At 74.0% G+C, this 21,405-nt stretch carries 2 protein-coding genes (1 of these 2 running past the window's edge); both read left to right on the forward strand.

Features of this window, described 5'->3' with window-relative positions; genetic code table 11:
• Positions 1–15,960 carry the 3' portion of a type I polyketide synthase gene (locus A6A06_RS20935; RefSeq protein WP_073762802.1) on the forward strand. The gene continues 12,510 nt to the left of window position 1, outside the view, so only the last 15,960 of its 28,470 coding nucleotides appear in the window; the start codon falls outside the window, past its left edge; its stop codon occupies positions 15,958–15,960.
• Between the two features lie 56 nt (positions 15,961–16,016).
• Positions 16,017–21,395, forward strand: coding sequence for a type I polyketide synthase (locus A6A06_RS20940; protein WP_443333770.1), 5,379 nt, complete (start codon positions 16,017–16,019; stop codon positions 21,393–21,395).
• The last annotated feature ends 10 nt before the right edge of the window (positions 21,396–21,405 follow it).

The following is a 21,405-nucleotide window of genomic DNA, read 5'->3' on the forward strand; positions in this document are numbered from 1 at the left end:
TTCGTACGGGGCGCGAACGCCGACTGGGCCGGTGTCCTGGCCGGTACCGGCGCCCGCCGCGTGCCGCTGCCCACGTACGCCTTCCAGCGCGAACACCTGTGGGCGGTCCCCGACCGGCCCCGCGGCCGGACCGAGACGGACCCGGCGGACGCCGAGTTCTGGACGGCGGTCGAGGAGGAGGACGTCGACGCCCTCGCCTCCAGCCTGCGCCTGGACCAGGCCGCCCTGGCCCCGGTCCTCCCGGCGCTCTCGCACTGGCGCAAGCGCCGCCGCGACCTGTCCACCGTGGACTCCTGGCGCTACCGCGCCACCTGGAAGCCGCTGACCAGCCTGCCCACCGCGGCCCTGACGGGCACCTGGCTCGTCGTCGCCCCCGAAGGGACCGACACCGACACCGTCACCGGTGTCCTCGCCGCCCACGGCGCCGACCCGCGCACCCTCGTCCTGGACGACGCCTGCGCCGACCGCGCCACCCTGGCCGCACGCCTGACCGGCAACGACGACCTGGCCGACGTCACGGGCGTGGTGTCCCTGCTGGCCGAGGCCGAGGGACAGAGCACGGCGCAGCCGGCGCTCACCCGCGGGCTCGCCCTGACCCTCTCGCTCGTCCAGGCACTCGGCGACGCCGCCATCGACGCACCCCTGTGGTGCCTGACCCAAGGAGCCGTCTCCACCGGCCGTGCGGACCGGCTCACCCACCCCGACCAGGCCCAGATCCTCGGCCTCGGCTGGACCGTCGCCCTCGAACACCCGCAGCGCTGGGGCGGCCTGGTCGACCTGCCCGAGCAGCTCGACCAGCGGGCCGGTGAGCGCCTGGCCGCCGTCCTGACCGGCCGTACCGGCGAGGACCAGCTCGCCCTGCGCGCCTCCGGTGCCCTCGCCCGCCGCGTCGTACGCGCCGCTCCCGCGGACCCCGCACCGGCCCGCCCCTGGACGGCGGGGGGCACCACCCTCGTCACCGGCGGCACCGGCACGCTCGCCCCGCACCTGGCCCGCTGGCTCGCCGAACAGGGCGCCGAGCACGTCGTGCTCACCAGCCGCCGCGGCCCGGCGGCCCCCGGCGCCGACGAACTCGTCCGGGAACTCGCCGACATGGGCTGCGAGGCCGGTGTCGTCGCCTGCGACCTGACCGACCGCGACGCCGTCGCCCGGATGCTCGCCGACCTCGAAGCCGAAGGCCGTACCGTACGCACCGTCGTGCACACCGCCGTCACCATCGAGCTGGCGACGCTGGACGAGACGACCCCCGACGACTTCGCGAAGGTCATGGACGCCAAGGTCACCGGCGCCCGGCACCTGGACGAACTCCTCGGCGACGATCTCGACGCCTTCGTCCTGTACTCCTCCACCGCCGGCATGTGGGGCAGCGGCGCCCACGCCGCCTACGTCGCGGGCAACGCCTACCTCAACGCCCTGGCCGAACACCGCCGCGCCCGCGGCGCCCGCGCCACCGCCATCTCCTGGGGCATCTGGGCCGACGACCTCAAGCTGGGCCGCGTCGACCCCGGCCAGATCCGCCGCAGCGGCCTGGTCTTCATGGACCCCCAGCTGGCCCTCACCGGCCTGCGCCAGGCCCTCGACGACGACGAGACGCAGTTGGCCGTCGCCGACGTGGACTGGGAGCGCTACCACCCCGTCTTCACCTCCGCCCGGCCCACCCGGCTCTTCGAGGACCTGCCCGAAGTCCAGCAGCTGCTGGAGGAGGACACCACCCACGACGCGGACTCCGGCAACGAGTTCGCCACCCGGCTCGCCGGGCTGGCCCCCGTCGAGCAGGACCGGCTCCTGCTGGACCTCGTCCGTACCGAGGCGGCCACCGCACTCGGCCACGCCTCACCCGACGTGCTCTCCGAGCAGCGCGCGTTCCGCGACGTCGGCTTCGACTCGCTGACCGCCGTCGACCTGCGCAACCGCATCGCCGCCGTGACCGGACTCGCCCTGCCGAGCACCCTGGTCTTCGACTACCCCAACCCGCTCGCGCTCGTCGCCTACCTGCGCGAGTCCCTCGCCGGGTCCGCCACGGGCACCGCCGTCACGGCCACGAACACCGCCACCGCCGACGACGACCCCATCGCCATCATCGGCATGAGCTGCCGCTACCCCGGCGGCGTCGGCTCACCGGAGGACCTGTGGCGCCTGGTCGCCGAGGGCGGCGACGCCACCGGCGAGTTCCCCACCGACCGCGGCTGGGACGCCGAGGGCCTCTACGACCCGGACCCCGACCGGGCCGGCCACACCTACTCGACCCGGGGCGGCTTCCTGCACGAGGCTGCCGACTTCGACGCCTCCTTCTTCGGCATCTCGCCCCGCGAAGCCCTGGCCATGGACCCCCAGCAGCGCCTGCTGCTGGAGACCTCCTGGGAGGCGATGGAGCGCGCCGGAATCGACCCCGCCACCCTGCGCGGCAGCAGCACCGGCACGTTCATCGGCGCCAGCTACCAGGACTACGGAGCCTCCGGCGCGAGCCCGGAAAGCGCCGAAGGACACCTGATCACCGGCACCATCTCCAGCGTCCTGTCCGGCCGGCTCTCCTACACCTACGGCTTCGAGGGCCCGGCCGTCTCCCTCGACACCGCCTGCTCCTCGTCCCTGGTCGCCCTGCACCTGGCCTGCCAGTCCCTGCGCAACGGCGAGAGCTCCCTGGCCCTCGCGGGCGGCGTCAGCATCATGTCGACGCCCGGCGCGTTCGTCGGCTTCAGCCGGCAGCGCGCGATGGCGGCCGACGGCCGCTGCAAGGCGTACTCCGACCAGGCCGACGGCATGAGCCTGGCCGAAGGCGTCGGCCTCGTCCTCATCGAGCGGCTCTCCGACGCCCGCCGCAACGGACACCAGGTCCTGGCCGTCATCCGGGGCTCCGCCGTCAACCAGGACGGTGCCTCCAACGGCCTGACCGCGCCCAACGGCCCGTCCCAGCAGCGCGTCATCCGCCAGGCCCTGGCCAACGCCAAGACGGACCCCGACGGCATCGACGTCATCGACGGACACGGCACCGGCACCGCCCTCGGCGACCCCATCGAGGCGCAGGCCCTGCTCGCCACCTACGGCCAGAGCCGCGACCCCGAGCACCCGCTGCACCTGGGCTCGGTCAAGTCCAACATCGGCCACACCCAGATGGCGTCCGGCATGGCCAGCGTCATCAAGATGGTCATGGCCATGCGCCACGCCACCGTGCCGCAGAGCCTGCACATCGACCGGCCCTCCTCGCACGTCGACTGGAGCTCCGGTGCCATACAGCTGCTCACCGAGCCGCTGCCCTGGCCGAGCACCGGCCACCCGCGCCGCGCCGGCGTCTCCTCCTTCGGGCTCAGCGGCACCAACGTCCACACCATCCTCGAACAGGCCCCGGAGGAGCAGCCCGAGGACGGCACCGAGACCGCGCCGGCCCGCCCGGCCGAGCCCGTACCCGTCCCCCTGACCCTGTCCGGGCACAGCGAAGAGGCCCTGCGCGCCCAGGCCGGACGGCTCCTGTCCCACCTCACCGACCACCCGGGGCTGCCGCTCACCGACCTCGCGTACTCCCTCGCCGCCTCCCGGGCCGCCCTGGAGCACCGCGCGGCCGTCGTCACCGACGACCCCGACACCCTCGCCCGCGCCCTGACCGCACTGCGCGACGGGACCCCGGACGGCGGGCTGCTCACCGGCCGCCCGGACCGTGGCCGACTGGCCTTCCTCTTCACCGGCCAGGGCAGCCAGCGCCCCGGAATGGGACGCGAGCTCTACGACCGCCACCCCGTCTACGCCGAGGCCCTGGACGCCGTACTGGCCCGCTTCGACCTCGAACTCGACCGGCCGCTGCGGGAGATCCTCTTCGCCGCCCCGGACACCCCCGAGGCCGCGCTGCTGGACGACACCGGCTACACCCAGCCCGCCCTGTTCGCCCTCGAAGTGGCCCTGTTCCGCCTCGCCGAGTCCTGGGGCCTGCGCCCCGACTACGTCGCGGGCCACTCCATCGGCGAGTTCGCCGCCGCGCACGCCGCCGGAGTCCTCTCCCTGGAGGACGCCTGCACCCTCGTCGCGGCCCGCGGCCGCCTGATGGCGGCGCTGCCCCCGGGCGGTGCGATGGCCTCCGTCGAGGCCACCGAGGACGAGGTGGCCATCGTGCTCGCCTCCTACGAGGGACGGGCCACGGTCGCCGCCGTCAACACCCCGTCCTCCCTGGTCGTCTCCGGCGACGAGGACGCGGTCCTCGCCGTGGCGGCGCACTTCCAGGAGCTCGGCCGCCGCACCAAGCGGCTGCGCGTCAGCCACGCCTTCCACTCGCCGCACATGGACCCGATGCTGGCGGACTTCGCCCGCGCCGTCGGCTCCGTCACCTGCCACGCGCCCACCGTGCCGCTGGTGTCCACCGTCACCGGTGAACTCCTCACGCACGAGGAGCTCGCCACGCCGGAGTACTGGACCGGCCAGGTCCGCGGCACCGTCCGCTTCGCCGACGCCGTACAGCACCTCACCGAGCACGGCGTGACGACCTTCTTCGAGCTCGGACCGGACGCCGTACTCAGCGGCGCGGTTCGCGGGACCACCGGCGAGCAGACCCGGGCCACCGCCGTACCGGCCCTGCGCCGCGACCGGCCCGAGGACCCGGCACTGACCACCGCACTGGCCCGGCTCCACCTCCACGGCGTACGCGTCGACTGGGACGCCGTGTTCGCGGACAGCGGCGCCCGCCGGACCGACCTGCCCACCTACTCCTTCCAGCGCGAGCGCTTCTGGCCCGAGGCGGCCGCCGAGGCCGCGGCACCGGCGCACCCCGCCGACGCGGCGGACGAGGAGTTCTGGTCGGCGGTGGAGCGCGCGGACCTCCAGTCCCTCAGCTCCTCGCTGGACCTGGACGACGACACCCTCACCGCCGTCGTGCCCGCCCTCTCCTCCTGGCGGCGCAAGAGCCGGGAACGCACCACCGTCGACAGCTGGCGCTACCGGGCCACCTGGAAGGCCCGCACCGGCACGGACGGCACCGGACGCCCGGCCGGGACCTGGCTGGTGCTCGCACCGGCCGACGGCGACCCGGACTGGCTCGACGCGGTCACCGGCGCCCTGGGCACCGACTCCGTACGGATCGACGTCACCGACCCGCAGCGCCAGGACCTGGCCGAGCGGCTGAGCGGACTGAGCGCCGAACACGGCGCGTTCGCGGGCGTCCTGTCCCTGCTGGCGACGGCAGGCGAAGGCACCGACGACGCCACCGCCACGAGCCTCCTGCTGACGGCGACCGCCGTCCAGGCACTGGGGGACGCGGGCATCGAGGCGCCTCTGTGGTGCGTGACCCGCACCGCCGTGGCCGTGGACCGCACCGAACACCCGGCCCGGCCCGCCCAGGCCGCCGTCTGGGGCCTGGGCAGAGTGGCCGCGCTGGAGCACCCGCAGCGCTGGGGCGGCCTCGTCGACCTCCCCGACGAGCTCGACGGCACCACCCTGCGCCGCCTGGCCGCCACCCTCGCCGACAACGGCGGCGAGGACCAGCTGGCCGTACGCACCACCGCGACCTACGTCCGCCGCCTGGCGCACCACCGGGCCGCACCGGCCCCGGAGGCGGGCACGTACAGCCCCACCGGCACCGTGCTCGTCACCGGCGGCACCGGAGCCCTCGGCGGCCACGTCGCCCGATGGCTGGCCGGAGCGGGTGCTCAGCACCTGCTCCTGGTCAGCCGCCGCGGAGCCGACGCCCCCGGCGCCGGTGAACTGGCCGCGCAGATCGAGGAAGCGGGCGCCCGGGTCACCTTCGCGGCCTGCGACACGGCCGACCGCGACGAGCTCGACGCCGCCCTGGCCCTGATCCCCGACGAGCACCCGCTCACCGCGGTGTTCCACACCGCCGGCACCGTCGACGACGGAATCCTGGACACGCTCACCCCCGAGCAGTTCACCTCCGTCCTGCACGCCAAGGTCACCGCCACCCGCACCCTGCACGAGGCGACCCGCGACCAGGACCTGACCGCCTTCGTGCTGTTCTCGTCCGTCGCCGGCACCCTCGGCGCACCCGGCCAGGGCAACTACGCAGCGGCCAACGCCTTCCTCGACGCGTTCGCCGAACACCGCCGCGCCCACGGCCTGCCCGCGACCTCGCTGGCCTGGGGCCCCTGGGCCGAGACCGGCATGGCGGCCGACGGCACCGGCGTCCAGGACCGCGTCCGCCGCGGCGGCTTCAACCCCATGGCGCCGCAGCTCGCCCTGGCCGCCCTGCGGCGGGCCATCGAGCACGACGCCACGACGCTGACCCTCGCCGACATCGACTGGCAGCGCTACGCGGAGGTCTTCACCGCGCTGCGCCCCAGCCCCCTCGTCGGCGACCTGCCCGAACTGCGCCGGACCGCCCCGGCCGCCGGGGCACCGGAAGCGGCCCTGCGGGAACCGGCCCTGCGCTCGCAGCTCGCCGGCCTCTCCGAGGCGGCGCGCCCGCGCTTCGTCCTGGACCTGGTACGCACCCAGGTGGCCGCGGTCCTCGGACACAACGGCACCGCGGGCATCGGCGCCGACCGCGCCTTCAGCGACCTCGGCTTCGACTCGCTGACCACCGTCGAACTGCGCAACACCCTGACGGCCGCCACCGGCCTGAAACTGCCCGCGACCCTCGTCTACGACTACCCGACCCCGACCGACCTCGCCGACTTCCTGCTCACCGAGCTCCTCGGCGCCCTGCCCGAACCCGACCGGCTCGCCCCGGCCCCCGGCGGCCGCGCCGCCGACGACGACCCGATCGCCGTCGTCGGCATCAACTGCCGCTTCCCCGGCGGCATCCGGTCCCCCGAGGACCTCTGGCGGCTGCTCAGCCAGGGCGAGGACGCCATCTCCGGCTTCCCCGCGGACCGCGGCTGGGACCTGGACGCCCTCGCCCAGGGCGACTCCGCGACCCTCGAAGGCGGCTTCCTCGACGGCGTCGGCCTCTTCGACGCCTCCTTCTTCGGCATCTCGCCCCGCGAGGCCCTGGCCATGGACCCCCAGCAGCGCCTGCTGCTGGAAACCACCTGGGAGGTCTTCGAGCGCGCCGGCATCGACCCGGCCACCCTGCGCGGCAGCCGCACCGGCGTCTTCGTCGGCACCAACGGCCAGGACTACGCCACGCTGCTGCGCCGGAGCACCGGCACCGCCGACGTACGCGGCCACGTCGCCACCGGCAACACCGCGAGCGTCATGTCCGGCCGCCTCTCCTACGCCTTCGGCCTGGAGGGCCCGGCCGTCACCGTCGACACCGCCTGCTCCTCCGCGCTGGTGGCCATGCACATGGCCGCGAACGCCCTGCGCAGCGGCGAGTGCACCCTCGCACTGGCCGGCGGTGTCTCGGTCATGTCCAGCCCGGACTCCTTCACCGAGTTCACGATCCAGGGCGGGCTGGCCCCCGACGGCCGCTGCAAGCCCTTCGCCGACGCGGCCGACGGCACCAGCTGGTCCGAGGGCGTGGGCATCCTCGTCCTGGAACGGCTCTCCGACGCCCGCCGCAACGGCCACGACGTATGGGGCATCGTGCGCGGCACCGCCGTCAACCAGGACGGCGCCTCCAACGGACTGACCGCTCCCAGCGGCCGGGCCCAGCAGCGCGCCATCCGCCAGGCCCTCGCCGACGCCCGCCTCACCCCCGCCGACGTCGACGTCGTCGAGGCCCACGGCACCGGCACCACCCTCGGCGACCCCATCGAGGCACACGCCCTCATCGCCGCCTACGGCCAGGAGCGGCAGCGCCCGCTGCTGCTCGGCGCCGTCAAGTCGAACCTGGGCCACACCCAGGCCGCCGCCGGTGTCGCCGGCACCCTCAAGGTGCTCCTGGCGATGCGCCACGGTGTCCTGCCCAAGACCCTGCACGTCAACTCCCCGTCCACCCACGTGGACTGGACGGACGGCACGGTCTCGCTCATCACCGAGCAGCAGGAGTGGCCCGAGACCGGACACGTCCGGCGGGCCGGCGTCTCCGCCTTCGGTGTCAGCGGCACCAACGCGCACGTCATCATCGAGCAGGCGCCGGACGCCGAGGAGCCGGCGGCGGACGAGCCGGCCGCGCCCACCACGGTGCCGGGCCTCGTGCCCTGGCCGGTGTCGGGCAAGTCCGAGGCCGCGCTGGCGGCACAGATCGAACGGGTCTCGGCACTGACCGGCCCGTCACCGGTCGACGTGGGCCACTCTCTCGCCACCGGCCGGGTGGCGTTCACCCACCGCGCGGTCCTCGCGGCCGACGGAGAAGGCGTACGGGAACTCGCCCGCGGCATCGCCCGGGAGACCGACGGCAAGCTCGCGGTGCTGTTCTCGGGTCAGGGTGCGCAGCGGGTGGGGATGGGCCGTGAGTTGTACGGCCGGTTCCCGGTGTTCGCTGCGGCGCTGGATGAGGTGCTGGGGCACTTCGACGGTGGTCTGCGGGAGGTGATGTTCGGTGATGCGGAGGGTCTGGATGAGACCGGGTTCACGCAGCCCGCGCTGTTCGCCGTTGAGGTGGCGCTGTTCCGGCTGACGGAGGCGTTGGGTCTTCGTCCGGACTTCGTGGCCGGGCATTCGATCGGTGAGATCGCTGCCGCGCATGTGGCGGGGGTGTTCTCGCTGGCGGATGCGTGTGTGCTGGTGTCGGCGCGGGCGCGGCTGATGCAGGCGCTTCCCGCGGGCGGCGCGATGGTGGCCGTCCAGGCGACGGAGGGTGAGGTTGCGCCGCGTCTGGTCGAGGGTGTGTCGGTTGCGGCGGTCAACGGCCCGGAGTCGGTCGTGATCGCCGGGGATGAGTCGCAGGTTTTGCGGATCGCGGATGGGTTTGCTGAGGAGGGCCGTAAGACGCGGCGCTTGTCGGTGAGTCACGCGTTCCATTCGCCGTTGATGGAGCCGATGCTGGAGGACTTCCGGCGCGTCGCCGAGGGCCTGTCGTACGAGGCTCCGCGGATTCCGCTGGTGTCGAATGTGACCGGCGCTCTGGCCACCGAGGAGCTGGTGTGCTCGGCCGGGTACTGGGTGCGGCACGTCCGGGAGACGGTGCGCTTCGCCGACGGCGTGCAGGCTCTGGCGGCCGAGGGTGCGTCGGTGTTCTTGGAGGTGGGTCCGGATGGTGTGCTGACGGCGATGGCGCAGCACACGCTGGATGAGGCGGCGGTGGCCGTTCCCGTCCTGCGCAAGGACCGTGCCGAGGAGACGGCTCTGCTGACCGCTCTCGCGCAGCTGCACGTCACGGGTGTGGAGGTGGACTGGGCCGGGATCTTCGCCGGCACCGGTGCCCGCCGCATCGACCTGCCGACCTACCCCTTCCAGCAGGAGTGGTTCTGGCCGGAGCTCGCACCCGCGGGTCACCTGCCGAACGGCTCGCAGGACCCCGTGGACGCCGAATTCTGGGACGCGGTGGAGCGCGAGGACCTGTCGTCGCTCTCCGCCGACCTCGACCTGGACGACACCGCGCTGACCGCGCTCGTACCGGCGCTGTCCGCCTGGCGCCGCAAGCGCGTCGAGCGCTCGACCGTCGACGCCTGGCGCTACCAGGTCACGTGGAAGCCGCTCACCGGCACCTCGGCGAGCACGCTCTCCGGACCGTGGCTGGCGCTCGTCCCGGCAGGCACTGCCGACGACGAGTGGACCGCCGCCGTGGTCGCGGCCCTCGGCGACGACGCCGTCAGCGTCGAGACCGACCCGGCCGACGGCAGCGCGCTGGCCGCTCAGCTGGCCGAACTGGCCTCGCGGGGAACCGCGTTCGCGGGAGTCGTCTCCCTGCTCGCGGCCCGTCCCGCCGAAGGCGCCGCTCCCGCCGGGCCGGTCTGGCCGGGCGAGGCGGTGCAGGCCCTGGCCGACGCCGGAATCGACGCCCGCCTCTGGTACGTCACCCGGGGCGCGGTCTCGGTGGGCCGCTCCGAGCCGGACGTGGACGTCGCCCAGGCAGCGGTATGGGGGATGGGCCGGGTCACGGCCCTGGACCACCCGGACCGCTGGGGCGGCCTCGTCGACATCACCTCCGTACTCGACCGCCGTGCGGCGGACCGGTTCCGGGCCGTGCTGTCCGGCACCGGCGAGGACCAGGTGGCGCTGCGCGCCGCGGGTGCCTTCGGGCGCCGGCTGGTGCGCGCCGCGGCCGACACCCCGTCGGCCCCGTGGCAGCCGTCCGGCACCGTCCTGGTCGTCGGCGGCGCGTCCGGCACCGGCGTACGCTTCGCCCGCTGGCTCGCCGAACAGGGCGCCCGGCACATCCTGCTGGCCACGCCCACCGCACCCGAAGCGGACCCGCTGCGCGCCGAGCTCGACGCTCTGGGCGCGGAGCTGACGCACCTCGCGTGCACCCCGGCCGACGGCGACGCCCTGCTGACCGCCCTCGCCGGGCTCCCGCAGACGGCACCGCTGACCGCCGTCGTCTACGCCGACGCGGAAACGCCGTCCGCCGACGGCGACCCGGCCGCCGGCCTGACCGCGCTGCACACGGCCGTGGAGAACCTGGCGGCCGTCGCCGACGCGGCGGCCGGAGAGCGGCCCCTGGACGCGTTCGTCCTCTGCTCCTCGATCGCCGGGACCTGGGGTGCCGGCGGCCGGAGCGCGGAGGCGGCGGCCGGAGCCCTGCTGGACGCCATGGCACGGCGGTACCGCGCACGCGGACTGCGTGCCCTGTCCGTCGCCTGGGGCGGCTGGGCGGAGACCACCGACGACAGCCTGGCCGCGCACCTGCGGGCCAACGGGCTGCCCGCGATGGACACCGCGCGTGCCCTGACCGCACTCGCCCGCTGCGTGGGCGACGACACGGCCTCCGTGACGGTCGCCGACGTACGGTGGGACCGGTTCGCGCCGGCCTTCACCCGTAACCGCAGCGGTGCCCTGTTCACCGAACTGCCCGAGGCCCGGTCCGCCCTGGCGGACTCCGCCGAGAGCACCGCGCAGGGCACGCCGACCGGACTGCGGGCCGAACTCGCCGCCCGCCCGGCCGCGGAGCGGACCGAGATGCTGCTGACCCTGGTCCGCGGCGAGGTGGCCACGGTGCTCGGCTTCGCCGACGCCGACGCCGTCCCGTCCGGACCGGCCTTCAAGGACCTCGGCTTCGACTCGCTGACCGCCGTCGACCTGCGCAACCAGCTCGCCACCGCGACCGGCCTGTCGCTGCCCGCCACCCTCGTCTTCGACTACCCGACGGCGGAGGCGCTGGCCGGCCACCTGCTCACCGAACTCCTCGGCGGGGAAGACGACCGGCTGCCCGCCGTCGCGGCGGCGCGGACGCGCGGCGGGGCGGTGGCCGACGACCCGGTCGTCATCGTCGGCATGAGCTGCCGCTACCCGGGCGGCGTCCGCTCGCCCGAGGACCTGTGGGACCTGGCCATGGGAGAGGTGGACGCCATCGGAGGCTTCCCCACCGACCGGGGCTGGGACCTGGACCGCCTGCTGCACGGCGACCGGGACGGCCACGGCCGGACCACCGTCCGCGAAGGCGGCTTCCTCTACGACGTGGCGGACTTCGACCCCGGATTCTTCGGGATCGCGCCGCGCGAAGCCATGGTGATGGACCCGCAGCAGCGCATCCTGCTGGAAGCCGCCTGGGAGGCGCTGGAGCGCACCGGCATCGACCCGGCCGGGCTGCGCGGCGGTGACACCGGCGTGTTCATCGGCGGCGGTTCGGGCGACTACCGGCCCGAGGCGGGCCAGCTGGGCCACGCGCAGACCGCGCAGTCGGCCAGCCTGCTCTCCGGCCGGGTGGCCTACCACCTCGGCCTGGAAGGCCCGACCGTCAGCGTCGACACGGCCTGCTCGTCGTCCCTGGTGGCTCTCCACCTGGCCGCCCAGGCACTGCGCAACGGCGAGTGCTCCGTCGCGCTCACCGGTGGTGTGACGGTGATGTCCAGCCCGGTGAACTTCGTCGAGTTCGGCGAGATGGGCGCTCTCGCGCCCGACGGCCGCTGCCGGGCCTTCGCGGACTCCGCGGGCGGCACCGGCTGGTCCGAGGGCGTGGGCGTCCTGGTCCTGGAACGGCTCTCCGACGCCCGCCGCAACGGGCACGAGATCCTCGCCGTCCTGCGCGGCTCCGCGATCAACCAGGACGGTGCCAGCAACGGCATCACCGCCCCCAACGGCCCCTCGCAGCGCCGCGTCATCCAGCGGGCGCTGGCCGACGCCGGACTGGCACCGGCCGACGTGGACGCGGTGGAGGCCCACGGCACCGGCACCACCCTGGGAGACCCCATCGAGGCCCAGGCGCTGCTGGCCACGTACGGCCAGCACCGCGAACAGCCGCTGCTGCTGGGTTCGCTGAAGTCCAACATCGGCCACACCCAGGCCGCCGCCGGCGTCGCCGGTGTGATCAAGATGGTGCAGGCCATGCGCCACGGCGTCCTGCCCAGGACCCTGCACGTCGACCAGCCGTCGGCCCACGTCGACTGGACCGCCGGTGCGGTCGAGCTGCTGACGGACGCGGCCGACTGGCCGCGCACGGACCGCCCCCGGCGGGCCGGCATCTCGGCCTTCGGCGCCAGCGGCACCAACTCCCACGTGATCGTCGAGCAGTTCGCGCAAACCGAGCTGCCCGCCGCGGCCGAACCCGCGGGGGAGCCCGCGTCCCACGGCCCGCTGCCGGTGCCCGTGTCGGCTGCCGCGCCGGAGGCACTGCGGGCCCAGGCCCGGCAGCTGCACTCCTACGTGAGCGCCCGGCCCGAACTCACCGCCGCCGGCCTCGCCCGGACGCTGACCACCACCCGATCGGTGTTCAGCCACCGTGCCGCCGTCCTCGCGGGCAACCGCGACGACCTGCTGGCCGGTCTGGCCGCGCTCGCCGACGGCCACACCTCACCGCAGGTCGTCCTCGGAGAGGCAGCGGCCCGCCGCGGCAAGCTGGCGGTGCTGTTCTCCGGCCAGGGCACCCAGCGACCGGGCATGGGCCAGGAGCTGTACGCCCGCTTCCCGGTGTTCGCCGAGGCATTCGACGCGGTGACCGCGCACCTGGACGCCGAGCTGGAGCACCCGCTGCGGGACGTCATCTCCGACGACCCGGAGCGGCTCAACCAGACCGGCTTCACCCAGCCCGCGCTGTTCGCCATCGAGGTGGCACTGTTCCGCCTGGTCGAGTCCTGGGGCATCCGCCCGGACTTCGCCGCCGGACACTCGATCGGCGAGATCGCGGCGGCACACGTGGCCGGGGTCTTCTCCCTGGAGGACGCCTGCAAGGTCGTGGCCGCCCGCGCCCGCCTGATGAACGCCCTGCCGGCCGGCGGCGCCATGGTCGCAGTCCAGGCCGCCGAGGAGGAGGTGACGGCGCTGCTGACCGAGGGCGTGTCGATCGCCGCGGTCAACGGGCCGCGGTCGACGGTCGTCTCCGGTGACGAGGAGGCCGTACTGGGCATCGCGGAGAAACTCACCGCCGACGGACGCAAGACTAGGCGTTTGCGGGTCAGCCATGCGTTTCACTCCCTGCACATGGACGCCATTCTTGAGGACTTCCGACGGGTCACCCGGAGCGTGGACTACCACGCCCCGCAGATCCCGCTCGTGTCCAATGTGACCGGCGAGGCGGCGACCGAAGCGCAGGTGTGCTCCCCGGACTACTGGGTGCGCCACGTCCGCGAGGCGGTCCGCTTCGGCGACGGCGTCCGCACCCTCACCGAGCGCGGCGTGACCACCTTCCTGGAACTCGGCCCCGACGGCGGACTGTGCGCCATGGCCCAGGACACCCTCGACGAACTGTCCTCGCAGGCACTGGCCGTACCGGTGCTGCGCAGGGACCGCGACGAGCAGGAGTCCGCGGTCACCGCCGTCGCCCGGCTGTACGCCGACGGCACCGCCCCGGCCTGGGACGCCCTCCTCGAAGGCGCCACGGCCGAGCCCCGCCGCACCGACCTGCCGACCTACCCCTTCCAGCACCAGCGGTTCTGGCCGGTCGCCCAGCCGGCCACCGGACCCGCCACGGCGGACGGCGAGGACGACGGCTTCTGGTCGGCGGTCCGCGAGGCCGACTTCGCCGAGCTGGAGACGACGCTGAACGTCGACGGCGACGCACTGGCCAAGGTGCTCCCCGCACTCGCGGACTGGCGCCGCCGGCGCGGCGAGGACAGCACCGTCGACGGCTGGCGGCAGCAGATCACCTGGCAGCCGCTGAACCCGCAGTCCTCCCGCGCACCGGCCGGCACCTGGCTCGCCGTGCTCCCGGCCGGACTCACCGACGACCCCTGGGCCGCCGACGCCGTCGCCGCCCTGGGCCCGGACACCGTGCGCCTGGAAGCCACCGGCCCCGACCGTGCGGAACTGACCGCACGACTGCGCCGACTGGCCGACGACGGGCACGCGTTCACGGGAGTCGTGTCGCTGCTCGCCCTCGCCGCCGCACCCGGACAGGGCGCGGACACCCCCGAGGCGCTGGCCCTGACCACCGCCCTGATCCAGGCGCTCGGCGACGCGGACCAGACCGCACCCCTGTGGTGCGTCACCCGCGGCGCGGTCGCCGCCGCGCCCTCCGAGCCGGTACCCGGCCTCGCCCAGGCCGCCGTATGGGGCCTGGGACGGGTCGCCGCGCTGGAGCACCCGCAGCGCTGGGGCGGTCTGATCGACCTGCCCGACACGCTCGACGAGCGGTCCGCGGCCCGCTTCGCCGAGACCCTCGCGGCTCCCGGCACGGAGGACCAGATCGCGGTCCGGCCGTCCGCCGCCTTCGGCCGCCGGCTGGTACCCGTACCGGCCGGGCGCGGCACGGGCGAGTGGAACCCCACCGGCACCGTCCTGATCACCGGCGGCACCGGAGCCCTGGGCGCCCACGTGGCACGCCGGCTCGCCGAGGCGGGCGCCCGGCACCTGCTGCTCCTCAGCCGCCGGGGCGCCGACGCCCCCGGCGCGGACGGACTGCGGGCCGAACTGACCGCACTGGGCGCCGAGGTCACCCTCACCGCCTGCGACGCCGCCGACCGCGACGCGCTCGCCGAGGTCCTCGCCACGATTCCCGACGAGGCACCGCTGACCGGCGTGATCCACACGGCGGGCGTCCTGGACGACGGTGTCCTGGACAGCCTCACCCCGGACCGCTACGAGGCCGTCTACCGCGCCAAGGCCGCCTCGGCCCTGGCCCTGCACGACCTCACGCGGGACCTGGACCTGGACGTCTTCGCCCTGTTCTCGTCGTCCTCCGGAGCGGTCGGCAACGCCGGCCAGGCCAACTACGCCGCCGCCAACGCCGGTCTGGACGCCCTCGCCGAACAGCGCAGGGCCCAGGGCCTGGCCGCGACCTCGATCGCCTGGGGCGTGTGGGGCGGCGGCGGAATGGCCGACGACCACCGGGCGGCCGACGTGGCCCGGCGCACCGGAATCCGTCCGCTGGACCCGGATCTCGCCGTCGTGGCGCTGCGCCGGGCGGTCATGGACGGACGGCCCGTCGAGGTCGTCGCCGACATCGACCGCGACCGGTTCATCCGCTCCTTCACCGCGGTACGGCCCAGCCCGCTCCTCGGTGAGGCCACCACCGCCGAGCACCAGGCGGCGGGGGACACCGGCGAGGACACCACCGGCGACGCGCTGCGCGAGAAGCTGACGGGCCTGCCGCCCGCCAAGCGCTCCGAAGCCGTACTGGACCTGGTCCGTACCAGGGCCGCGACCGTACTGGGACACCCCACGGCCGACGCCGTGGGCGCCGACCGGGCGTTCCGCGACCTCGGCTTCGACTCCCTCAGCGCCGTCGAACTGCGCAACCAGCTCGGCGCCGCGACCGGACTGAGCCTGAGCGCCACGCTCGTCTTCGACCACCCCAACCCCGTCGACCTGGCAGCGCACATCCTGAGCCTGCTCGTCCCCGACGAGGGACCGGGGGAGGAGACCGGCGACGGTGACCCGGACTCCTCCGGCATCAGGGCCCTGCTCGCCACCGTCTCCATGCACCAGCTGCGGGAGATCGGCGTACTCGGCCCCCTGATGAAGCTCGCCGCCGAACAGCACGCGGCGTCCAACGGCGAGGCCGACGCCTCCACGACAGCAGACGCCTACGAGGAGTCGATCGACGCGATGGACGTCGCCGGCCTGGTGCAGGCGGCTCTCGACGGCAATTCCACCCAAGAGCGCTGAAAGAGCGGACCATGACCACATCCAGCGAAACCGTCGTCGCGGCCCTCCGCGCCTCTCTGAAGGAAGCCGAGCACCTGCGGCGGGAGAACCGCAAACTCGTCGCCGCGGCCACCGAACCGATCGCGATCGTCGCGATGAGCTGCCGCTACCCCGGCGGCGTGAACTCACCCGAGGACCTCTGGGACCTCCTGGCCTCCGGCAAGGACGCGATCAGCGCGTTCCCCACGGACCGCGGCTGGGACCTCGACGCCCTGCGCGACGCGGGCGTCGACCAGCGCGGCAACGCCGTCAGCCAGGAAGGGGGCTTCCTCGACGGCGTGGCGGACTTCGACGCGGACTTCTTCGGGATCTCCCCGCGTGAATCCGTCACCATGGACCCGCAGCAGCGGCTCCTGCTGGAGACCTCCTGGGAGGCGATCGAGCGCGCCGGCATCGACCCGGTGTCCCTGCGCGGCAGCCGCACCGGCGTCTTCGTCGGCACCAACGGCCAGGACTACGCCTACCTGCTGGTGCGTTCCCTGGCCGACGCCACCGGTGACATCGGCACCGGAATCGCCGCCAGCGCCACCTCCGGGCGGCTGTCCTACACGCTGGGCCTGGAAGGCCCGGCGGTGACGGTCGACACGGCGTGCTCCTCCTCGCTCGTGGCCCTGCACGCGGCGTCCCACGCCCTGCGGGCCGGTGAGTGCTCGCTCGCCCTCGTCGGCGGCGTCAACGTCATGTCGTCCCCGGGCTCCCTGATGGAGTTCAGCCGGCAGGGCGGCCTCGCGGCGGACGGCCGGTGCAAGGCGTTCGCCGACGCGGCCGACGGCACCGGCTGGTCGGAGGGCGTGGGCATCCTCCTCGTGGAGCGCCTGAGCGACGCCCGCCGCAACGGTCACCCCGTCCTCGCGGTCGTGCGGGGCTCGGCCGTCAACCAGGACGGCGCCTCCAACGGCTTCACGGCGCCCAGCGGGCCTTCCCAGCAGCGGGTGATCCGGCAGGCGCTGGCGAGCGCCGGCCTGGCCGCCTCGGACGTGGACGTGGTCGAGGCCCACGGCACCGGCACGCCCCTGGGCGACCCGATCGAGGCCCAGGCACTGCTCGCCACGTACGGTCAGGACCGCGACGCGGAGCGGCCGCTGCTGCTCGGTTCGGTGAAGTCCAACCTCGGCCACACACAGGCGGCGGCCGGCGCGGCCGGGATCATCAAGATGGTCCTGGCCATGCGCAACGGTGTGCTGCCGCAGACCCTGCACGTGGACGCGCCGTCGTCGCACGTGGACTGGTCGTCCGGCGGGGTGGACCTGCTGACGGGACCCCGGCAGTGGCCCGACGTCGACCGGCCGTGGCGCGCGGGTGTGTCGTCGTTCGGGATCAGCGGCACCAACGCGCACGTGATCGTGGAACAGGCAGTTCCGGCCGAAGAGCCGGCACCGGAGCCGGAGACGGCGCCCACCGTGGCGCCGTGGCTGGTCTCGGCCAGGTCCGAAGAGGCCCTGGTGGCGCAGATCGAACAGATCTCGTCGCTGCGCGGCTCGTCGTCACCCGTGGATGTGGGATTCTCGCTCGCCGCGGGCCGTTCGCTCTTCGAACACCGTGCGGTGCTGCTGGCACAGAGCCCCGACGGCGAGGTCTCCGAAGCGGCCCGGGGCCGCGCGGAGGCAAGCCGCTCGCTGGCGGTGCTGTTCTCGGGTCAGGGTGCGCAGCGGGTGGGGATGGGCCGTGAGTTGTACGGCCGGTTCCCGGTGTTCGCTGCGGCGCTGGATGAGGTGCTGGGGCACTTCGATGGTGGTCTGCGTGAGGTGATGTTCGGTGATGCGGAGGGTCTGGATGAGACCGGGTTCACGCAGCCTGCGCTGTTCGCCGTTGAGGTGGCGCTGTTCCGTCTGACGGAGGCGTTGGGTCTTCGTCCGGACTTCGTTGCCGGGCATTCGATCGGTGAGATCGCTGCCGCGCATGTGGCGGGGGTGTTCTCGCTGGCGGATGCGTGTGCGCTGGTGTCGGCGCGGGCGCGGCTGATGCAGGCCCTTCCCGCGGGCGGCGCGATGGTGGCCGTCCAGGCGGCGGAGGCTGAGGTTGCGCCGCGTCTGGTCGAGGGTGTGTCGGTTGCGGCGGTCAACGGCCCGGAGTCGGTCGTGATCGCCGGGGACGAGGCCGAGGTGCTCCGTATCGCGGAGGAGCTGGCGGCCGAGGGCCGTAAGACGCGGCGCTTGTCGGTCAGCCACGCTTTCCATTCGCCGTTGATGGAGCCGATGCTGGAGGACTTCCGGCGCGTGGCCGAGGGCCTGTCGTACGAGGCTCCGCGGATTCCGCTGGTGTCGAATGTGACCGGCGCTTTGGCCACCGAGGAGCTGGTGTGCTCGGCGGAGTACTGGGTCCGGCACGTCCGGGAGACGGTGCGTTTCGCCGACGGGGTGCAGGCCCTGGCGGCCGAGGGTGCGTCGGTCTTCCTGGAGGTGGGCCCCGACGGCGTGCTGACGGCGATGGCGCAGCACACGCTGGATGAGGCGGCGGTGGCCGTTCCCGTCCTGCGCAAGGACCGTGCGGAAGAGACGGCTCTGCTGTCGGCGCTGGCGCAGCTGCATGTCACCGGTGTCGGGGTGGACTGGGCCGGGATCTTCGACGGCACCGGTGCCCAGCGTGTCGACCTGCCGACCTACCCCTTCCAGCACGAGCGGTACTGGCCCCGTCTGGCTGCGCTGTCGGGCGATGTGACCGGCGCGGGCCTGCTGCCCGCCGAGCACCCGCTGCTGGGTGCCACGCTGACCCTCGCGGACGAGGGCGGGGTGGTGCTGACCGGCAGGCTGTCGCTCCAGACACACCCGTGGCTGGTCGACCACGTCATCGGCGGCAGCGTGTTCTTCCCGGGAACCGGTTTCCTGGAGCTGGCGATGCGCGCTGCCGACCAGGTCGGCTGTGACCGCGTCGGAGACCTCGTCCTGATGACGCCGATGGTGCTCCAGGAAGAGGGCGCCACCCAGGTCCAGGTACTGGTCGGGGCCGCCGACGAAACGGGTGCCCGCACGATCTCCGTGCACTCGCGTCCGGACGGCGCCTTCGACCAGCCGTGGACCCAGCACGCGGGCGGCACGCTGACCTCCGGGGAGCGGATCGGGGACTTCGGTTCCGCGGTCTGGCCGCCGCAGGACGGCGACGCCGTCGACCTGGAGGGCTTCTACGACGGGACCGGCTACGGCCCCACGTTCCAGGGCCTGCGCTCGGTCTGGCGCCGCGACGACGGCGCGTACCTCGAAGTGGCGCTGCCGGAGCAGATCGCCGAGGACGCCGGTGCCTTCGGACTGCACCCGGCGCTGCTGGACGCGGTGCTCCAGTCGCACCGGATGGCCGGGGTCGGCAGTGCGGACGACCAGTTCCTGCCCTTCGCCTGGCGCGGTGTCTCGCTGCACGCGGGCGGCGCCTCGGTCCTGCGGGTCCGCGTCGTGAAGAACGGCGACGACTCGATGTCCATCACGGCCGTCGACGTCGAAGGCGCGCCGGTACTGTCCGCCGAGGCGATGGTGATGCGGGCCTACCGCGATCCCGGCACCGGCGGGTCGGCGGTACGGCGCGGCGCGGAGCGCGACGAGCTGCTGTCGCTGGAGTGGACGGCGGCGCCGGAGGTGCAGCCTGCCGGGGTGCGGTGTGTGTCCCTGGGTACGGACGAGCTGGGTGTGGGCGCGTCGGTCGCGTCCCTGTCGGAGCTCACCGGCGACGAGGACTTCGTCGTGGTCCCCGTGTCCGGTGCGGGGGGCGATGTGCCTGCCCGTGCGCACGAGGTGACGGGCCGGGTCCTGAGCGTGCTTCAGGAGTGGGCCGGCCGGGAGGAGTCCGCCACGCGCCTGGTGTTCGTCACGCGAAGGGCTGTTTCGGCTGCCGAGGGCGAGTCCGTGGAGGACGTGCCCGCGGGTGCGGTGTGGGGTCTGGTGCGTTCGGCGCAGTCGGAGAATCCCGGGCAGGTCGCGCTGGTGGACCTGGAGGACGGGAACCTGGTCTCCGTGCTGGGGGATCTGCCGGGTCTGCTGGAGACCGGGGATGCCCAGTTCGTGGTGCGCGATGGTGTGGCGCGGGTGGGGCGGCTGACCGAGCGCCGTGGTGGCGCGGAGGCGGCTCCGGCGGCGTGGAATCCGGATGGCACGGTGCTGATCACTGGTGGTACGGGTGGTCTGGGGCGTGAGCTGGCCCGGCATCTGGTGGCGGAGCGTGAGGTGCGGCATCTGCTGCTGGTCAGCCGTAGCGGTCCGGAGGCGTCGGGTGTGGGTGAGCTGCGTGAGGAGCTGGCTGCTCACGGTGCCGAGGTGACGGTTCGCGGCTGCGATGTGGCGGACCGTGCGGCGGTGGAGGAGCTGGTGGGTTCGGTGCCCGCTGCCCATCCGCTGACCGCGGTGATCCACACGGCCGGTGTGCTGGACGACGGTGTGGTCACCTCGCTGACCCCGGAGCGTCTGGCGGCGGTGCTGCGGCCGAAGGTGGACGCCGCCTGGAACCTGCACGAGACGACCAAGGACCTGGACCTCGCCGCGTTCGTACTCTATTCGTCCATTTCGGGCGTACTGGGTGCGCCGGGGCAGGGCAACTACGCGGCGGGCAACACCTTCCTGGACGCGCTGGCCCGGTACCGCACGGGACTGGGGCTGCCGGCGCAGTCGCTGTCGTGGGGCGCCTGGGAGCAGGGCGGAGGCATGACGTCCGCGCTTTCGGACGCGGACATGCAGCGGATGGCCTCGTACGGCACGGTGCCGCTCAGCCCGGAGCGGGGCCTGGCGCTGTTCGACGCGGCCACCGCGACCGGCGCGGCGCACCTGGTCGCGCTCGGGCGGGTTTCGGGTCCGGTGCGTGCCCAGGGCCCGGTGCCGTCGGTGCTGCGCGGGCTGATCAAGGGCGCCCGGCGGACGGCGGCTGCTTCCACGGGCGGCATCGCCGCGGCCGTGTCGCTGATCGAGCGGCTGCGGGCGGCGCGTCCGGAGGAGCGCCCGCGGCTGATGACCGACGTGGTGCGCACCGAGGCCGCGGCCGTACTGGGACATGCCTCGGCCAAGAGCCTCGATGCCCGGCGGGAGTTCAACGACCTGGGCTTCGACTCGCTGACCTCCGTCGAACTGCGCAACCGGCTGTCCGACATCACCGGACTCCGGCTGAGCGCCACCCTCGTCTTCGACTACCCCAACCCCACCGCACTCGCCGAACACTTCGTATCGGAACTCGTGGGCGACACCGCTTCGGGGCCGGCCCTCCTGGACGAACTCGAACGGCTCGACGCCGCACTCGCCGCCGGCGAGCCCGACGCCCGTACCAGGGCCGCCGTCACCACCCGGCTGACGCAGATCCTGGACAACTGGCGGGACGCCCAGGCGGAGGAGGACGGTGCGGAGGTCGCCGAGCGGATCGAAGCCGCCAGTACCGATGAGATCTTCGCCTTCATCGACAACGAGCTCGGCCGTCACAACGAGCGTTGAGTCCGGCCCC

The organism is Streptomyces sp. CB02923 (genome assembly GCF_001905005.1).
In the GTDB taxonomy this organism is placed as follows: domain Bacteria; phylum Actinomycetota; class Actinomycetes; order Streptomycetales; family Streptomycetaceae; genus Streptomyces.